Genomic DNA, 15,916 nt, shown 5'->3' on the forward strand with positions numbered 1-15,916 from the left:
CGTCTCTACGGGGGGCATTGCCAGGCGGCCAGGTCCTGGGGGGTGTCGAGGTCGATGGCGCCCAGGGGAAAGGAGACGATGGCGCAGTCGTCGGTGTGCTGGCGGATCAGTTTTCGGGCGCCAGCATCGCCGGTGAGCTGCTGAAAAACAGGCAGGTAGTGCCTGTCGAACAGGGCCGGTACGCCCAGGTGATCGGCTTCGCCGTACTGGCAGGCCACGATGCCTTTGCCGGTTTCCTGGTGAGTGCTGATGAGTTGCCGCAGCAGGTCGGGCGTAACGTATGGCTGATCAGTCAGCATGACCAGGAAGGCGTCGATCGGCTGGTCGGCGAGGGCGGTCAGGCCCGTCCGCAACGAAGACCCCATTCCTTCGGTCCAGGCGGCATTGACGACGGTCTGGACCGGAACGTCTGTCAGCTCAGCCCGGACCAGGTCCGCGTTGGCACCGATCACCACAACGACCGGCGCCGTAGGTACGGATAGGGCCATCGTGGCCATACGCCGAACCAGCGACTGGCCTTCGTACTGTACTAACTGTTTGGGCTGACCCAGCCGGCTCGAACTACCCGCGGCCAGCAGCAGCGTGGCGACTATCATTAGCGGGTGGTAACCGGATTGGCGTTGCCCGACTGGCGCTCGTGAATAGGCCCGCTTTTGTCTTTTAAAAAGCCGCCTGATCGTTTCGTAAAGAAGGCCCGTACTTCAGCAATAATCGACAGGGCGATCTCGTCGGGTGTTTCGGCGCCGATGTCGAGGCCAATGGGCGCGTGAACCCGCTCCAGCCCGTCGTCGTCGAAGAACAACCCATCTTTTTCGAACTCGGCCTGCATCTTCTCGAAGCGTTTGCGCGGGCCGAGCATCCCGATATACGGCACATCGGTAGCCAGCAGGGCCTGCAATACGGCTTTGTCGTAGTTGAAGTTATGCGACATCAGCACGGCTGCGGTACGGTCGGTGATCGCTAGCTGGTCGAGCACGGCTGCGCGGTCGGCGTAGAGTACGCAGGTCGCCACCGGAAAGCGTTTGGGCGCCAGATGGGCCACGCAATCGTCGGTGACGGTAACGGCCCAGCCCAGATCGCGGGCCAGCCGGGCTACGGGCACCACGTCGTAGCCCGCGCCGAAAATGACCAGCTCGATACCGGGGTCGATGCGCTCGATAAACACCTGAACGGCGCCCGAACCTGTTTCGGCCACCCGGGTCAGCGGTTTCCCGATGGTGAGAACCTCGTGCATATCATCGACCAGCCAGTCGGGAGCGGTGTTTTCCTGCGCGGTCAGCACAAAGCGGGCGCCGGGTGCCAGATCCGGCGTTTCGCTGCTGAGTACGGTAGCCAGCGCCCGTACGTCGCGTTTCTGAACAAACTCATGCAGCATCGCCACCGGGTGGTTCGGATCGGCCGGGTCGATGGGTTCGATCAGGACATCGATGATGCCGTTGCAGCCCAGACCAACGCCGAAGCTGTTGGCGCCATCGTCCATCGTATCGTAGGTAACCACCATCGGTTGCCGATCTATCATCACCTGCCGGGCTTTGCGGAGAGCGTCGCCTTCCAGGCAACCCCCGCTAATGGCTCCTTCCCAGCGTCCGTCGTCGGTAATGAGCATACGGGCGCCCGGCCGGCGGTAAGAGGATCCTTCGACCCACACCACCGTCGCCAGCGCGGCTTTGCGCTCCGAAAAGTTGATCTGGTTGAAGACGTCGACAATGCGGGTTATCTCTTTCATAAATGCCTTGAATTTGTATCATAAACAACCGCAAACGGACGGTGGTGTTTATGATAACGATGGATGGGTACTATATTACCTGACCATTAAAAACAGATCAATCAACCGTAAACTCCAGACTGATATGCCTGTTAAACTTTGCGTAATCGTTGGTGCCGGACCCGGTATTGCGCTGGCCGTAGCCAACCGCTTTGGCCGCGAGGGTTATTCATTTGCCCTGATTGCCCGGCGGCAGGAAGCCCTGAACAGCTACGTAGCTGAGCTGGCAGCTGCGGGCATCAGCGCGCAGGGCTATACCGCCGACATTGCCGACTTCGACGCCCTGGCCGCTACCCTGACCCGCATTCAGCAAACCCAGGGCGACGCTGACCTGCTTCTCTACAACGCGTCGGAGTTCCTGTCTGGTACGCCAACCACCTACGAGCCGGAGTCGTTCATGCACAGCCAGCGAATCTGCTTCGGTGGCCTGGTTGTAGCGGTGCAGGCCCTTGTGCCGCAGATGGAGCGCCGGGGCGGGGGCACGATCCTGACCACGGGGGGCGGTTCGGCTTTCAACCCAACGGCCGCGTCGACGGCGCTGTCGGTGGGTAAGGCAGGCCTGCGTAACCTGACGCTGGGCCTGGCCGACGAGCTGGCCCAGCGTCCGATTCGGGTGGCAACCCTAACCGTAAACGGTGCGGTACAGCCCGGCACCCACTTCGACCCGGTTCGGATTGCGGAGGTGTTCTGGGAACTGGCTCAGCAGCCCGTTGCCACCGGCGAACGCGAACGAATGTACCAGTAGCTAGACCGCGGCCAGATCGAACGGGAGCCGCCGAATCCGCTTGCCGGTAGCGGCAAAGACCGCGTTGGCCAGAGCCGGTGCCAGCGGGGGCAGGCCTGGCTCGCCAACCCCTTTGATGGTTGGGCCACCGTCGGCAAGGATATGCACCTCAACGGCAGGCATCTCGTTGATTCGCAGCATGCGGTTGGTGTTGAAGTTGGTTTGTACGGCCTGGCCGTGGGCAAAGGTAATGCCGTCTTTCGTAGCCGCCGTGAGCGCCATCGCTACCGAGCCTTCGATCTGCGCTTTCACGGCGTCGGGGTTGACAACCGTACCCAGATCGATGACACAGTACACTTTCTCGACCTTTACCGAGCCGTCGGTCTGTTTCGAGACTTCAACGACCTGCCCGGCCAGCCCGGCAAAGAACTCCCACTGCGCTACGCCCCGGCCCCAGCCCGCCGGCAGGGGTTTGTCCCAGCCCGATACCTCGCGGAGTTTGGTCAGCACGCGTTTGGTGTCGGAGTCTTTGGTGAGCATCGACAGCCGGTACGCCATGGGGTCCTGACCCGCTTTGTGGGCCATTTCGTCGAGGAAACACTCGTGCGAAAACGCCAGCGTCGAACTCGTCACCGACCGCCAGTAGGTCAGCGGAATCTGAATGTCGGCATGTACGTAGCGGGTGTTCAGGTTCGGAATTTCGTATTTCTGATCGCCGGTGCCTTCGAGCATGGTGCCGTCGGGCTTGGTCTTGTCGTACTTCGCGTCCATCGTGGCGTCGATGGACGGCGAAATGACCTTATGCTGCAGGGCTATGGCTTTCCCGTCGGCCGAGAGGCCCGCGCGCAGGGCCGAGAACGTCATGGGGCGGAAGGGGCCCTGGGTGGTGTCGTCTTCGCGGGTCCAGACCAGCTTTACGGGTTTGCCGGTGGCTTTGGAGAGCAGAGCCGCTTCGGTGGCGTAATCCTGCGTCAGCCGCCGGCCAAAGCCTCCGCCGTTGAACAGTACATGAACCGTAATATTCTCTTTGGGTAAGTTCAGCACCCGCGCCAGTTCATCCTTGACCAGATCGGGCCCCTGGGCCGATACCCAGACTTCTACCTTATCCTGGGGTTGCCAGTGGGCCAGTGCGTTCATAGGCTCCATGGTCGAGTGGCTGACGATGGGCGTCTCGTAGAAGGCTTCGAGTTTGGTGGGGGCTTCGGCAAAGGTTTTGTCGAAGTCGCCTACGTTATGGCCCGTGATGCCGTCTGCCTGAGCCAGATCGCGCAGTTTTTTTTCGTAATCGACGGAGTTAAACTGATCGAGTTCTTTGGTATCCCACTGCACCCGGAGCGCCTTCCGGCCCTTCAGGGCGGCCCAGTACGAGTCGGCTATGACGGCCACGCCCTCGTAGCGGTTCTTGTTCAGCACCCGCTCTACCCGAACAACGTTCAGCACGCCTTTTTGCCGGGTAGCCTGGCTGGCATCGTAGCTGATCAGCTTGCCGCCAATGACCGGGCATCGCTCAACCGACGCGTAGACCATGCCCTTCACGCTGGCGTCGATCCCGAACTGGGCTTTGCCGGTTACCTTGAGCGGTATGTCGGGCCGGGGCATCGGTTTGCCCAGCATCCTGAAGGTAGAGGGGTCTTTCAGCGTCGGCTCTTTCGGCACGGGCAGTTTAGCGGCTGTTTCGGCCAGCTGACCATAGGTGAGTTTACGGCCGGTCGGTTTGTGGGTCACCACGGCCCGGTCGGCTTCGCACTCGTCAACAGAAACATTCCATTGCTGGCTGGCGGCCTGCCGGAGCATCTCGCGGGCCGACGCGCCTACCTGCCGCAGGGCTTTGTACTGGCCCCGCACCGAGTAGCTGCCGCCCGCCGTTTGCGGGCCGTACTGGGGGGCGCCGTTGGTTTGACGGATCGTAACCTGGTCGAGCGAAACGCCCAGCTCTTCGGCCATCAGCGCTGGCAGCGACTGGTAGGTGCCCTGACCGATTTCGGGGACGGGGTTCAGCAGCGTGATTCGGCCCGACGGCTCGATCTGGATATAAGGTGTCAGCCCAAATGAGGGGGCCGGTGCTGCGCCCGGTACGGTACTCAGGTTCTGAACGGCCGCTTCGGTAGACGACAGACCCAGCGCAAAAGCCGCACCGGTGAGGCTGGCGGCTTTCAGGAAATGCCGGCGGTCGAGGGTGGGTTGGGTAGGTTTCTGGCTCATCGCTTACCGAGTTTAGGCGTTGACTTCAGGGACTTGGGCGCACCGCTCAGGTCGGCCGATGCGGTATGAATGGCGGCCCGGATGCGGGTATAGGTGCCACAGCGGCAGATGTTGCCCTGCATGGCCGCGTCGATGTCCTCGTCGGTGGGTTTGGGATTCTGTTTGAGCAGCGCCACCGCACTCATGATCTGGCCCGACTGGCAGTAGCCGCACTGGGGTACCTGGTGGGCTACCCAGGCTTTCTGAACGGGGTGGTCGCCGTTTTTGGCGATGCCTTCGATGGTGGTTATCTTCTGTCCCGCCACGGCCGATACCGGAACGCTGCACGAGCGGGTAGGGGTGCCGTTGAGGTGAACCGTACAGGCACCGCACTGGGCAATGCCACACCCAAACTTGGTGCCGGTCAGGCCAACTACATCGCGGATGGCCCAGAGCAGCGGCATATCGGGGTTCACGTCGAGCGTGTGGGGTTGATTATTGATGGTAAGTTTTAAGGTAGCCATGGTGATAAGGGCGTTAGCGTAGCGAAAGTTAGCGAGATTCAACGAAAATTTACGGACACAAAGCCCGTACTTTCGGCCTCTCTATCCGTTATCGGTTTATGCCCAAGATGAACTACTGCCCGCAGTGTGCCAGCCCGCTCGTGAAAGGGGAGGCCAGCGGGCGCGAACGCCTGATCTGCTCCAAACCCTGTGGCTACATTTATTACGATAATCCGCTGCCCGTCGTGGGTGCCATTGTCGAGTATGATAACGACACGGTGGTGCTGACGCAGAACATTGGCTGGCCCGCCGAGTGGTTCGGCATCGTAACGGGCTTTCTGGAGCGGGACGAAGCCCCCGCCGAAGCCATCCTGCGCGAGATCGAAGAAGAGATTGGCCTGACCGACGCCCGTATTGTGGAGTTTCTGGGGATCTACCCCTTCTTTCAGCGCAACGAAATTATTTTCACCTATCACGTTCGGGCTACCGGTACCATCCGCATGGACGAAACCGAACTGCAAGCCATTAAGCTGGTGCCCATCAACGAGCTGAAACCCTGGCCCTTCGGTACCGGACCTGCCGTAAAGGAGTGGCTGGCTAAGCGCGGTATTGTTCGCTGAGCCACGCGGCTCCCTATCTTTGCGGCTCAACGTCAGAAACTATGACCGCCAACGAGACCGTTACTGCCTACTACGACGCGTTTAACCGGAAAGACTGGACCGCCATGCTGAACCTGCTGCATCCCGACGTGCGCCACGATGCCAACCAGGGCTCAACCCATGTCGGAAAGGCGCTGTTCGAGCAGTTTTTGCAGCATATGGATGAATGCTACGATGAAAGGCTGACCGACATCGTCGTAATGACCGAGCCTACCGGGCGCCGGGCTGCCTGCGAATTTGTTGTCAACGGCGTTTACAAAAAAACCGACGGCGATCTGCCGGCTGCTACCGGGCAAACCTACGTGCTGCCGGCCGGGGCCTTTCTGGAACTTACCGACGGACTCATCAGCCGCGTAACGACCTATTACAACCTGCCCCTCTGGGAGTCGCTGGTGTTGGGTAAAAACTAGGCCCCATGCCCGCTACGCTCACCTTCAGCCGGATCTACGGCCCCGCCATCCGCACCGTCCTGACCGAACTGGCCAATTTGCGGATTACCGTATTCCGCGATTTCCCGTACCTCTACGAAGGCACTCCCGACTACGAGAAGAAGTACCTCGAGACCTACATGCAGAGTCAGCGCTCGCTGCTGTTTGCGGCCTATGCCGACGACCGGATGGTAGGCGCTACCACCGCCCTGCCGCTGACCGACGAGACCGACGAGGTACAGGCCCCCTTTCGGCAGGCCGGCTACGCTCTCGATGAGGTGTTTTACTTTGGCGAGAGTATTCTGTTGCCCGACTTCCGGGGGCGGGGGCTGGGGCATCGGTTCTTCGACGAGCGCGAAGCCCACGCCCGGCGGTTCGGTACCTACCGGCTCACCTGCTTCTGCGCCGTTGAGCGGCCGTCTGACCACCCCCTGCGTCCGGCCGGTTACCAGCCTCTCGATGCATTCTGGACCAAACGGGGCTATCAGCGCGACCCCGCCTTACGCAGCGTTTTTCACTGGCCCGACCTGGACGAAACCGAGTCGACGTCCAAGCCGATGGTCTACTGGACCCGGCCGCTGTGCTAAGGTTTTCTAACACAATGGGCGGCTGGCGGTTGTTTCTTACGGATACAACCCATACGCTATGAATACAACCGCACCGGCAAACGCTGCATCGACTGATCGTGAATTAGGTATTGGTGTCATCGGCATGGGCGGCTTCGGGCTGTTTGCCGTTCAGCAGTTTCTGCAAACCCCCAACACCCGGCTGGTGGCTATTGCCGGATCGAGCCGCGACGAAGCCCACCGCACGGCCCGCCGGTTTGGTGCCGATATGCTCGACAGCCTCGACGCGCTGGTCAACCACCCCGATGTCGACGTGGTGTATATCGCTACCCCGCCGTTCATGCATTACGAACAGGCAATGCTGGCCATCAACGCCGGGAAGCACGTCATCTGCGAGAAACCCCTGGCCATGAATCCCGAAGAAGGCCGGGCCATGATCGAAGCCGCCCGGCAAAAGGGCGTGCTGATGGTGACAAACCTGATGCAGCGCTACAACCCGATGTATGCCCGCATCAAACACTTGATCGATAAAAACCTGCTCGGCGATTTCCTGCACGGCTATTTCGAAAACTACGCCGGCGACGAAGGCCTCGCGCCCGAGCACTGGTTCTGGGACCGCAGCAAGTCGGGCGGTATTTTTATTGAACATGGTGTTCATTTCTTCGATCTGTTTGCGGGCTGGCTCGGTAAAGGCACCGTTGTGGCATCGCAGGTGATCAAACGGCCCGGCCTCTCCGACCTCGAAGACCAGGTACAGGCTACCGTTCAGTACGGCGACGATACGACCGGCCGGAAACTGGTCAATTTCTACCACGGCTTTACGCAGACCGGGCGCATGGACCGGCAGGAGATGCGGCTGCTGTTTGAGCGGGGCGATATTACCCTGCACGAATGGGTGCCGACCCGGATGGTGCTGCGGGCGGTTGTCGACGAAGAAACCAGCCGCGAGCTGATGACGCTGTTTCCGGGGGCGCAGCTGAACGTAACGGCCAATATTTCGGGCAAGGACAAACCCCTGCGCGGCCGGTTCAAAACGTTCGATGCGTATCAGCAGGTAGAAATCCGATTCGGTTTCGAGCAGGAAAAACAGCACCTGTACTCCGAACTGCTCCGGCTCATGTTCCGCGATCAGGTCAGCGGCATCAAATACCCCGATACGCACCGCATCATCTCGGAAGAGAATGGCCTGGAGTCGCTCGAAACGGCCGCGCAGGCCGATCGGCTGGCGCGTCAATAATTAGCTCGCGGCTAAGGGGCTAGTATTTGTAAAAAATTTAAAAATATTCGGTTCTCTCAAAAAACTACTCAAATTTTTTTGACCTTTGTGCTGTCTTACTAACCCTCCGCGCAGCGCATGATTACGGAGTCAACACTACTCGACAATCCGGACGGACAAATCCCCGGAGCTCCTTTACAGTCGGCAATTACGTACGAAAAAATTCCGACGCACATTTACGCCGATGCCAAAGATGCCAGCCGGGCCGTGGCGCATGAAATTGCCGACCTGATCCGGCAGAAGCAAAGCGAAGGCAAACCCGCTATCCTGGGTCTGGCAACGGGCTCGTCGCCCAAAACGGTATATGCCGAACTGGTTCGGATGCACCGCGAAGAAGGCCTGAGTTTCCGGAACGTAGTCACGTTCAACCTTGATGAGTATTACCCCATGGAACCCGATTCGCTGCAAAGCTACTGGCGGTTCATGCGGGAGCAGCTCTTCGACCATGTCGACATACCGGCCAACAACTACCACGTGCCCGACGGAACCGTTGGTCCGGATAAGGTGGCCGAGTTTGCCAAACAGTACGAAGCCCAGATCGAAGCCGCCGGCGGACTCGATTTCCAGCTGCTGGGTATTGGCGGTAACGGCCATATCGGCTTCAACGAACCCGGCTCGCTCATCAACTCGCACACCCGCCTGATGATGCTCGACAACTCGACCCGGGCGGCTGCGTCGGGCGATTTTGGTGGTCTGCCCAAAACCCCGCGTAAAGCCATCACGATGGGGGTTGCCAGCATCCTGAGCGCCCGGCGGGTGGTACTGCTGGCGTGGGGCGAACGCAAGGCACCCGTTATCCGTGGCGCCGTTGAAGGCCTGGTAACCGAACTCAATCCGGCCTCCTACCTGCAAACCCACCCCAACGCGCTGTTCGTCATCGACGAGGCTGCCGCGTCGGAGCTGACCCGCATGAAGACGCCCTGGCTGGTCGACTCGGTCGTGTGGGATAACAAGATGCGCAAAAAGGCCGTCACCTACCTGTCGCTGGCGCTGGGCAAACCCATTCTGAAGCTGACCGACCGCGACTACAACGACAACGGGATGAGCGACCTGCTGGCCCAGTCGGGTCAGGCGTATGACATCAACATCGATATTTTCAACCAGCTTCAGCATACCATCACGGGCTGGCCGGGCGGCAAACCCAATGCCGACGATACCAACCGGCCCGAGCGGGCTTTACCGGCTCAGAAACGCTGCCTGATTTTCAGCCCCCACCCCGACGATGATATTATCTCGATGGGCGGTACGTTCCAGCGGCTCGTTGACCAGGGCCACGAAGTCCACATTGGCTACCAGACATCGGGTAACATCGCCGTGGCTGATGACGAAGCGCTGCGGTTTGCCGATTACGTGGTCGATTTCAACGATAAATTCGGGATCAACAGCCCCGAAGCACACCGGATCTTCAAGGATGCAGCCGCGTCGCTGCGCGATAAGAAAGATTCCGAGATGGATACCGCCGAGGTACGCTACGTGAAAGGGCTGATCCGCAAGGGCGAGGCCAAGTCGACCTGCCGGTTTGTGGGTATCCCGGTCGAGAACGCGCACTTCATGAACATGCCGTTCTACGAAACGGGTAAAGTGGCCAAGAAGCCACTCAGCGAAGAAGATATTCAGATCACGATGGCGCTGATCGAAGAGATCAAGCCGCATCAGATCTACGCTGCGGGCGACCTGGCCGATCCGCACGGTACGCACAAGGTTTGTCTGGACGCCGTTCTCGAAGCCGTTCGTCGGCTAAAAAACAAAGCGTTCATGGCCGATTGCTGGGTATGGCTCTATCGGGGCGCCTGGGCCGAGTGGGATATCCACGAGATCGAAATGGCCGTACCGATGTCGCCCGATCAGGTCATGAAAAAGCGCCTGGGTATCTTCAAACACCAGTCGCAGAAAGATGGCGTCGTTTATCAGGGTACCGACTCGCGCGAGTTCTGGCAGCGGGCCGAAGAGCGTAACCGCGCTACGGCTGGCCTCTACAACCGGCTCGGCCTGGCCGAATACGAAGCGATGGAAGCGTTTGTCCGCTGGCATTTCTAAGCGCTGACAAGACTCCAGTAACAAACGAGCCGCTCCTGAACCAGGGGCGGCTCGTTTGTTTAGGCCCGGTTTAGTGCCTTTGCGAAAGGCAAAAGGGACATTCGCTGGCTTCTTTGTTATTAAAATTCATAAATACATACGTTATGATATAAAATTTAGATATAATTGCGTCATTATATAATAGTTGTATTATAGCCTTCATCAACCCCGCTTTTTCCGACCCTAACGCTGACGCAATGACGAGAGAAACAAAACAACGAACGGCCCGCCTTTTTGCCCTGCATGAGTTTGTCCGGGCTTATTTTACCAAGGCCGACTGGTTCCGGGTGGCTTACCTGACCGATAATGTCGACTTGATCGAAGACCACCCGCGCCTGCTGCGGAGTCTGGACTTTCGGGACGACGATTATGACGGGAACAGCCTGCAGGTGCTGTCGAAGCTGATTGGCGAAGGAACCAGCAACCTGACCGAGCTGGAGCGGTACGTCGACAGCCGGAAAGCCAGCCTGAGCCGGTACGCGCCGGTCGCTTCGGCCTTTGTATCGACGGTACAGACGCGGCAGCCCGAGCGGGTGGTCACGTTTGCGCCCGATGTGTTCAGCATTCCCGACAAGCCCGTCGAGTCGAACATGCTGTCGGTGATGATGCCGTTTGAAGGGCGTTTTGCGGGCACCTATACGGCCATCCGAAACGTCTGCGCGCGTCTGGGAATCGACTGTCGGCGGGCCGACGACATCTGGGATAACAGCATTCTGATTCAGGACGTATTCGATCTGATTTTCACGAGCCGGGCCGTGATCACCGACTTCACCGACCGGAACCCAAACGTGTTCTACGAAACCGGGGTCGCGCATACGCTGGGCAAGATTGTTATTCCTATCACTCAATCAGTTAGCGATATTCCATTCGACCTTCGCCACCACCGCGCGCTTACCTACCTGCCCAACAGCGAAGGACTAACCAAGCTGGAAACCGATCTGGAGAAAAAATTGTCGAAAGTTTTTGCCTGAACAAGTATATTTTTTCTGACTATCTTACAAAAAACAATTAGTTTAGTAACTGAGTAGTCTTTACTGTGTCGGATTGGTTAAACATTCGATCCCGGGTGAGGTTTTTTCGAAAACGTCTGTCAATGATTGTACTTCTAGCTCTTGTGTATACGCTTGCCGTAGGGTCAATCTGCCTTGTATCGGCCTTTGCGGTCTATTCGTCAATTACGTGGCTGCTGCATCAGATGCATATTCCGATCAGCTCAGACATCAGCATACTGCTGTTACTGGTTTGTGTGGTCGGCGCGTGGTTGGTCTATCGGCTTTTCTTTCGCCGGGTATGGCGACGCGAAGGGTTCGACTGGATCATGGAAAAGCCCTGACCGTTCAGCCTGAGTCGCGGCTGGTATGGCCGCACCGCCCGGCTATGATGATCAGGTATCGGTAACGAAGGCAGAACAGGCCGCCGACCCCGGACGGAAGTTTTGTCGTATCTTCGTGCTACCTGATCGTTATACCTATGCAAACTGCTTCCGCTCCGGTTCGGGATGGACTGGAGCCCCTCCAGGCCGCCCCTCGTCTTCTGTCGTTAGATGCCTTTCGGGGCCTGACCGTAGCGGCCATGATTCTGGTCAACAACCCCGGCGACTGGGCTCATATCTACGCTCCGCTCGAACATGCACCCTGGCATGGCTGGACGCCTACCGATCTGATTTTTCCGTTCTTTCTGTTCATCGTGGGCGTGTCGATCACGTTTGCCCTGGGCCGGACCGACGCCCGGCAGGGGGGCGTCATGCAGAAGATCGTGAAACGAAGCGCTACCCTGTTCCTGCTGGGCCTGTTTCTTAATTTCTTCCCGAAATTCGATATCTCGACCGTTCGTATTCCGGGCGTTTTACAGCGGATTGCGCTGGTGTACCTCGCTTGCTCCATGCTATTCCTGAAAACCACTCCCCGGCAGCAGCTCTGGATCCTGTTCTCGATCCTGGTCGGGTACTGGCTGCTGCTGACGGTGGTTCCCGTGCCGGGCATTGGCTATGCGAACCTCGAGCCCGAAACCAACCTGGCGGCCTGGATCGACCGGATTGTGCTGACCCCCGCCCACGTCTATAAGCCCGCCCGGGTCTGGGACCCCGAAGGCATACTGAGCACGCTGCCGGCCATCGGCACCGGTACGATTGGTCTGCTGGTGGGGCAGTGGCTGCGGAGCGGGCGGGTGGCTACCGAAAAAGTAGCGTGGCTGTTTGCTGCGGGCTGCCTGGCTACCCTGGCTGGCCTGGTCTGGAACGGCTTTTTCCCGATCAACAAAGCCCTGTGGACCTCGTCGTATGTGTTGCTGGCGGGCGGACTGGCCATGCTTGGGCTGGCGCTCTGCTACTGGCTGATCGATGTGAAACAATACCGGCGGGGTGTATTGCCGTTCGTTGCGTTCGGTGTCAACGCCATTACGGTCTTTTTCCTGTCGGGCTTGATTCCGCGAATTATGAGCCTGATTCACCTAAGCCGCCCCGACGGTACCGATGTCAACCTGCGCGAATACCTCTACCGATCGTTCATCGTTCCCGCTTTTGCCGATCCCATTAACGCGTCGCTGGCCGGGGCGCTTACGTTTGTGCTGATCTGGTTCGGGATTCTGTGGTGGATGTATCGGAAACAGATCATCATCAAAGTGTAATATCGCCAGCCCGGCTGGTATGGATATGGGCGTCTGTGGTGGCAGGCCGGTGGTTGATTCGGCGCGATAAACGTTTCGTCGGCCTGTATCGTTATTCATCCACATGGCGTTACAAACCCCCTAACCAACCATCAACGACCGAATGGTACGTGCTTATTTATGCCTGAGCCTGCTGCTCAGCGCAACCCTGGTGCTGGCGCAATCGCCGGTAAAAACCCCACAATCCAAGAAAACACCCCGGTCAGCGCCGGGACCCGCGGGTGGCGTCTCGCTCAACAGCCCGATCCCGGTCGATCCAGGGGTGAAAGTAGGCCGGTTACCCAACGGCCTGACTTATTACATCCGCAAGAATGCCGAACCCAAAAACCGGGCCGAGCTGCGGCTGGTGATCCGGGCGGGCTCGGTGCTGGAAACGGATAACCAGCAGGGCCTGGCCCACTTCATGGAGCACATGGCCTTTAACGGCACCAAAAACTTCCCTAAAAACGAGCTGGTTAATTTTCTCCAGTCGGCGGGGGTTCGGTTTGGGGCCGATCTGAACGCCTATACGGGCTTCGACGAAACGGTTTATCAGCTGCCCGTACCGACCGATTCGGCGCGGCTGTTTGAGCGGGCGTTTCAGATTCTGGAAGACTGGGCGCATAACGTTACCATCGACCCGGCCGAGGTAGAGAAAGAACGCGGGGTTATTCTGGAGGAACGACGGCTGGGCCGCGGGGCTGGCCAGCGCCTGCGCGACAAGTACTTCCCGGTATTGCTCAACAACTCCCGGTACGCCAGCCGCCTGCCGATCGGTACCGAAGAGGTGCTGACTACCTTCAAGCCCGAAGTGCTGCGGCAGTTTTATAAAGACTGGTACCGGCCCGATCTGATGGCGGTCGTTGCCGTGGGCGATTTCAACCCAACGGAAGTCGAAACCATGATTCGGGAAAAGTTTGGCCGAATTCCGGCCGTACAATCGCCTAAACCGCGCACCGAATACGATGTGCCGCCCCATAAGGACACCAAAGTGGTCATTGTTACCGACCCTGAGCAGCCCAATACGGTGGTTCAGGTCATTTATAAACGGCCCGAGATCAAAGAGCGTACCCTCAACGACCTGCGGGAGAGCATCAAGCGGGGCCTGTTCAACACCATGCTGGGCAACCGGATTCAGGAGCTGACCCAGCAGGCGAACCCGCCGTTTCTGGGAGGCTACAGCAACTACAGCGATTTTATCGGCAATATCGACGCCTTTACGTCCATCGCCGTCGCGAAAGAAGGGAACGTTGAGCGGGCCATCCGGGCCGTACTCGACGAGAACGCCCGGGTGAAGCAGTTTGGCTTTACCCCAACCGAGCTGGCCCGCGCCAAGCAGGAGTTCTACACGAACGTGGAGCAGAGCTATAGCGAGCGTGACAAAACCCGCTCGTCCAGTTTCGTGAACGAATACGTACAGAACTTCACCGACAAAGAGCCGTATACCAGCATCGAGTTTTACTTCGATTTCCTGAAAAAGCAGCAGGCCGGCATCACGCTTCAGGAAGTAAACGCCCTCGTCGATCAGTTTATCCGCAACGAGAACCGGGCCGTTATCGTGATGGCGCCCGAGAAAGACAAAGATAAGCTGCCCACGGTGGCCCAGATCATCAGCTACGTCGACGATACGGGCAAGAACCTGACGGCCTACGAAGATAAAACCCTCGACGCGCCCCTGGTGCCAACGCCCCCGACCCCCTCGCCGGTAGCCAACGCCCGCGAGATCAAAGAAATTGGCGTGACCGAATGGACGCTGCGTAACGGCGTGCGGGTGGTGCTGAAGCCGACCAACTTCAAAAACGACCAGATACTGTTTGCCGGTACCAGCTTTGGCGGTACGTCGCTCTATGACCTCAAAGACTACCAGTCGGCGCGGTTTTCGAGTACGCTGGCCAGCCTGGGCGGTACGGGCGCCTACAGCCAGGTGCAGCTGGGTAAGTTTCTGTCGGGGAAGCAGGCCAGCGCTTTTCCGTACGTGGGCGAGCTGAGCGAAGGTATCAACGGCAGCGCGGCTCCCAAAGACCTCGAAACGGCTCTCCAGCTCGTATACAGCTATTTTACCCAGCCCCGTAAAGACCCCGAGGTGGTAGCCGGTTTCCTCTCCAACCAGCGCAGTGCCCTGCAAAATCAGATCAGCACGCCAACCCCGGCCCGGGTGTTTCAGGATACGGTGTCGGTCACGCTGGGAAGCAACAATCCGCGTCGACAGCCGCTCAAACCGGCCGACCTCGACCAGATCGATCTGGACCGGGCGCTGAAAATTTACCAGGAGCGCTTTGCCAATGCCGGCGATTTTACGTTCTACTTTGTCGGTAATTTCAAGGAAGCGACCCTGAAGCCGCTCATCGAGAAATACCTCGGCGGCTTACCGGCTACCAGCGCAACGGAGAAGTTCAAAGACCTCGGCATCCGGATTCCGGCGGGACAGATCAGCAAAACCGTATACCGCGGCCTCGACCCCAAAGCCAGCGTTCAGCTGGTCTATAGCGGAGACCTGACCTGGTCGCCGGAAACCACGACGCAGCTCGACGCCCTGGCCGAAGTGCTGGAGATCAAACTGACCGAGAAACTGCGCGAAGAGGAGAGTGGCGTATACGGCGTAGGAGCGGGAGCTGGCTACAGCCGATACCCCGTGCCGCGCTATACCTTCCGGATCAGTTTCGGCTGTGCGCCCGAGAACGTAGAGAAGCTGATTGCCAAAACGCAGGAGCTGATCAATGATCTCAAGCAAAAAGGAGCCGTTCCGGCCGACATTGCCAAGTTCAAAGCCGAAACCCGGCGCGAAACGGAGGTGCAGCTCAAAGACAACCAGTTCTGGCTCGGCTACCTGCAAACGCAGTACTACAACAACGACGACCCCACCGAAATCCTGCGCGAAAACGAGCAGCTCAACAAGGTCACCGTCGAAAGTACGAAAGCGGCTGCCAACCAGTACCTGAGTAGCAACTACGCCCGCTTTGTGCTCCTGCCCGAAAAGAAGCAGTAAGGAGGTTATATGATGAAAAGAGGCCCGCCCTAGTAGCGGGCTTTTTTTGTTTCCGGGTGTGGCGGTTGCCTGGGGGAGGCCCCGGTTTGTGGATAGGGGTGTATGGCCT

The 15,916-nt window shown here is 58.8% G+C and carries 14 protein-coding genes; 10 read left to right on the top strand and 4 right to left on the bottom strand.

The window, feature by feature from the left end; translation table 11 throughout:
* Positions 1-5: 5 nt before the first annotated feature.
* Positions 6-596, bottom strand: coding sequence for a nucleotidyltransferase family protein (locus tag EQG79_RS22670; protein ID WP_077922346.1), 591 nt, complete (start codon positions 594-596; stop codon positions 6-8).
* Complete coding sequence (locus tag EQG79_RS22675) at positions 596-1,726, bottom strand: XdhC family protein (protein WP_129604388.1); 1,131 nt, start codon at positions 1,724-1,726, stop codon at positions 596-598. The genes EQG79_RS22670 and EQG79_RS22675 overlap by 1 nt, the downstream gene beginning before the upstream one ends.
* Positions 1,727-1,850: 124 nt before the next feature.
* Here EQG79_RS22675 and EQG79_RS22680 point away from each other — a divergent pair, with 124 nt between their 5' ends.
* Complete coding sequence (locus EQG79_RS22680; RefSeq protein ID WP_165358943.1) at positions 1,851-2,510, top strand: SDR family NAD(P)-dependent oxidoreductase; 660 nt, start codon at positions 1,851-1,853, stop codon at positions 2,508-2,510.
* Here the strand turns inward: EQG79_RS22680 and EQG79_RS22685 are convergent, their stop codons facing one another.
* Positions 2,511-4,691, bottom strand: a complete 2,181-nt coding sequence (locus tag EQG79_RS22685; RefSeq protein ID WP_129604394.1) for a xanthine dehydrogenase family protein molybdopterin-binding subunit — start codon at positions 4,689-4,691, stop codon at positions 2,511-2,513.
* On the bottom strand, positions 4,688-5,194 hold the full coding sequence (locus EQG79_RS22690) for a (2Fe-2S)-binding protein (protein WP_129604397.1): 507 nt from the start codon (positions 5,192-5,194) through the stop codon (positions 4,688-4,690). Before EQG79_RS22690 ends, EQG79_RS22685 begins: the two co-directional genes overlap by 4 nt.
* 98 nt (positions 5,195-5,292) lie before the next feature.
* Between EQG79_RS22690 and EQG79_RS22695 the strand changes: the two genes are divergently transcribed.
* The 9 genes from EQG79_RS22695 to EQG79_RS22735 all read left to right on the top strand — a co-directional run bounded on the left by EQG79_RS22695 (position 5,293) and on the right by EQG79_RS22735 (position 15,807).
* Complete coding sequence (locus EQG79_RS22695; protein ID WP_077922341.1) at positions 5,293-5,793, top strand: NUDIX domain-containing protein; 501 nt, start codon at positions 5,293-5,295, stop codon at positions 5,791-5,793.
* A 41-nt stretch (positions 5,794-5,834) separates the two neighbouring features.
* Entirely contained in the window at positions 5,835-6,242 is a 408-nt protein-coding gene (locus tag EQG79_RS22700) for a ketosteroid isomerase-related protein (RefSeq protein ID WP_129604401.1), read from the top strand.
* A 5-nt stretch (positions 6,243-6,247) separates the two neighbouring features.
* Entirely contained in the window at positions 6,248-6,847 is a 600-nt protein-coding gene (locus EQG79_RS22705) for a GNAT family N-acetyltransferase (RefSeq protein WP_129604408.1), read from the top strand.
* A gap of 58 nt (positions 6,848-6,905) precedes the next feature.
* Positions 6,906-8,063 carry a Gfo/Idh/MocA family protein gene (locus EQG79_RS22710; protein WP_129604413.1) on the top strand — a complete coding sequence of 386 codons (1,158 nt, stop codon included), beginning with the start codon at positions 6,906-6,908 and terminating at the stop codon, positions 8,061-8,063.
* 117 nt (positions 8,064-8,180) lie between these two features.
* The gene (gene nagB / locus EQG79_RS22715; RefSeq protein WP_077922337.1) at positions 8,181-10,139 is read left to right on the top strand and encodes a glucosamine-6-phosphate deaminase; all 1,959 of its coding nucleotides are present in this window, start codon (positions 8,181-8,183) and stop codon (positions 10,137-10,139) included.
* A gap of 236 nt (positions 10,140-10,375) precedes the next feature.
* Positions 10,376-11,149 carry a hypothetical protein gene (locus EQG79_RS22720; RefSeq protein ID WP_077922336.1) on the top strand — a complete coding sequence of 258 codons (774 nt, stop codon included), beginning with the start codon at positions 10,376-10,378 and terminating at the stop codon, positions 11,147-11,149.
* 122 nt (positions 11,150-11,271) lie between these two features.
* Positions 11,272-11,511 carry a hypothetical protein gene (locus tag EQG79_RS22725; RefSeq protein ID WP_077922335.1) on the top strand — a complete coding sequence of 80 codons (240 nt, stop codon included), beginning with the start codon at positions 11,272-11,274 and terminating at the stop codon, positions 11,509-11,511.
* Positions 11,512-11,648: 137 nt separating this feature from the next.
* Complete coding sequence (locus tag EQG79_RS22730) at positions 11,649-12,803, top strand: acyltransferase family protein (RefSeq protein WP_129604418.1); 1,155 nt, start codon at positions 11,649-11,651, stop codon at positions 12,801-12,803.
* Positions 12,804-12,945: 142 nt separating this feature from the next.
* Positions 12,946-15,807 (top strand): M16 family metallopeptidase, encoded by a 2,862-nt coding sequence (locus tag EQG79_RS22735; protein ID WP_129604423.1) that lies wholly within the window; start codon positions 12,946-12,948, stop codon positions 15,805-15,807.
* The last annotated feature ends 109 nt before the right edge of the window (positions 15,808-15,916 follow it).

The organism is Spirosoma sordidisoli, from assembly GCF_004138325.1.
Lineage (GTDB): Bacteria > Bacteroidota > Bacteroidia > Cytophagales > Spirosomataceae > Spirosoma > Spirosoma sordidisoli.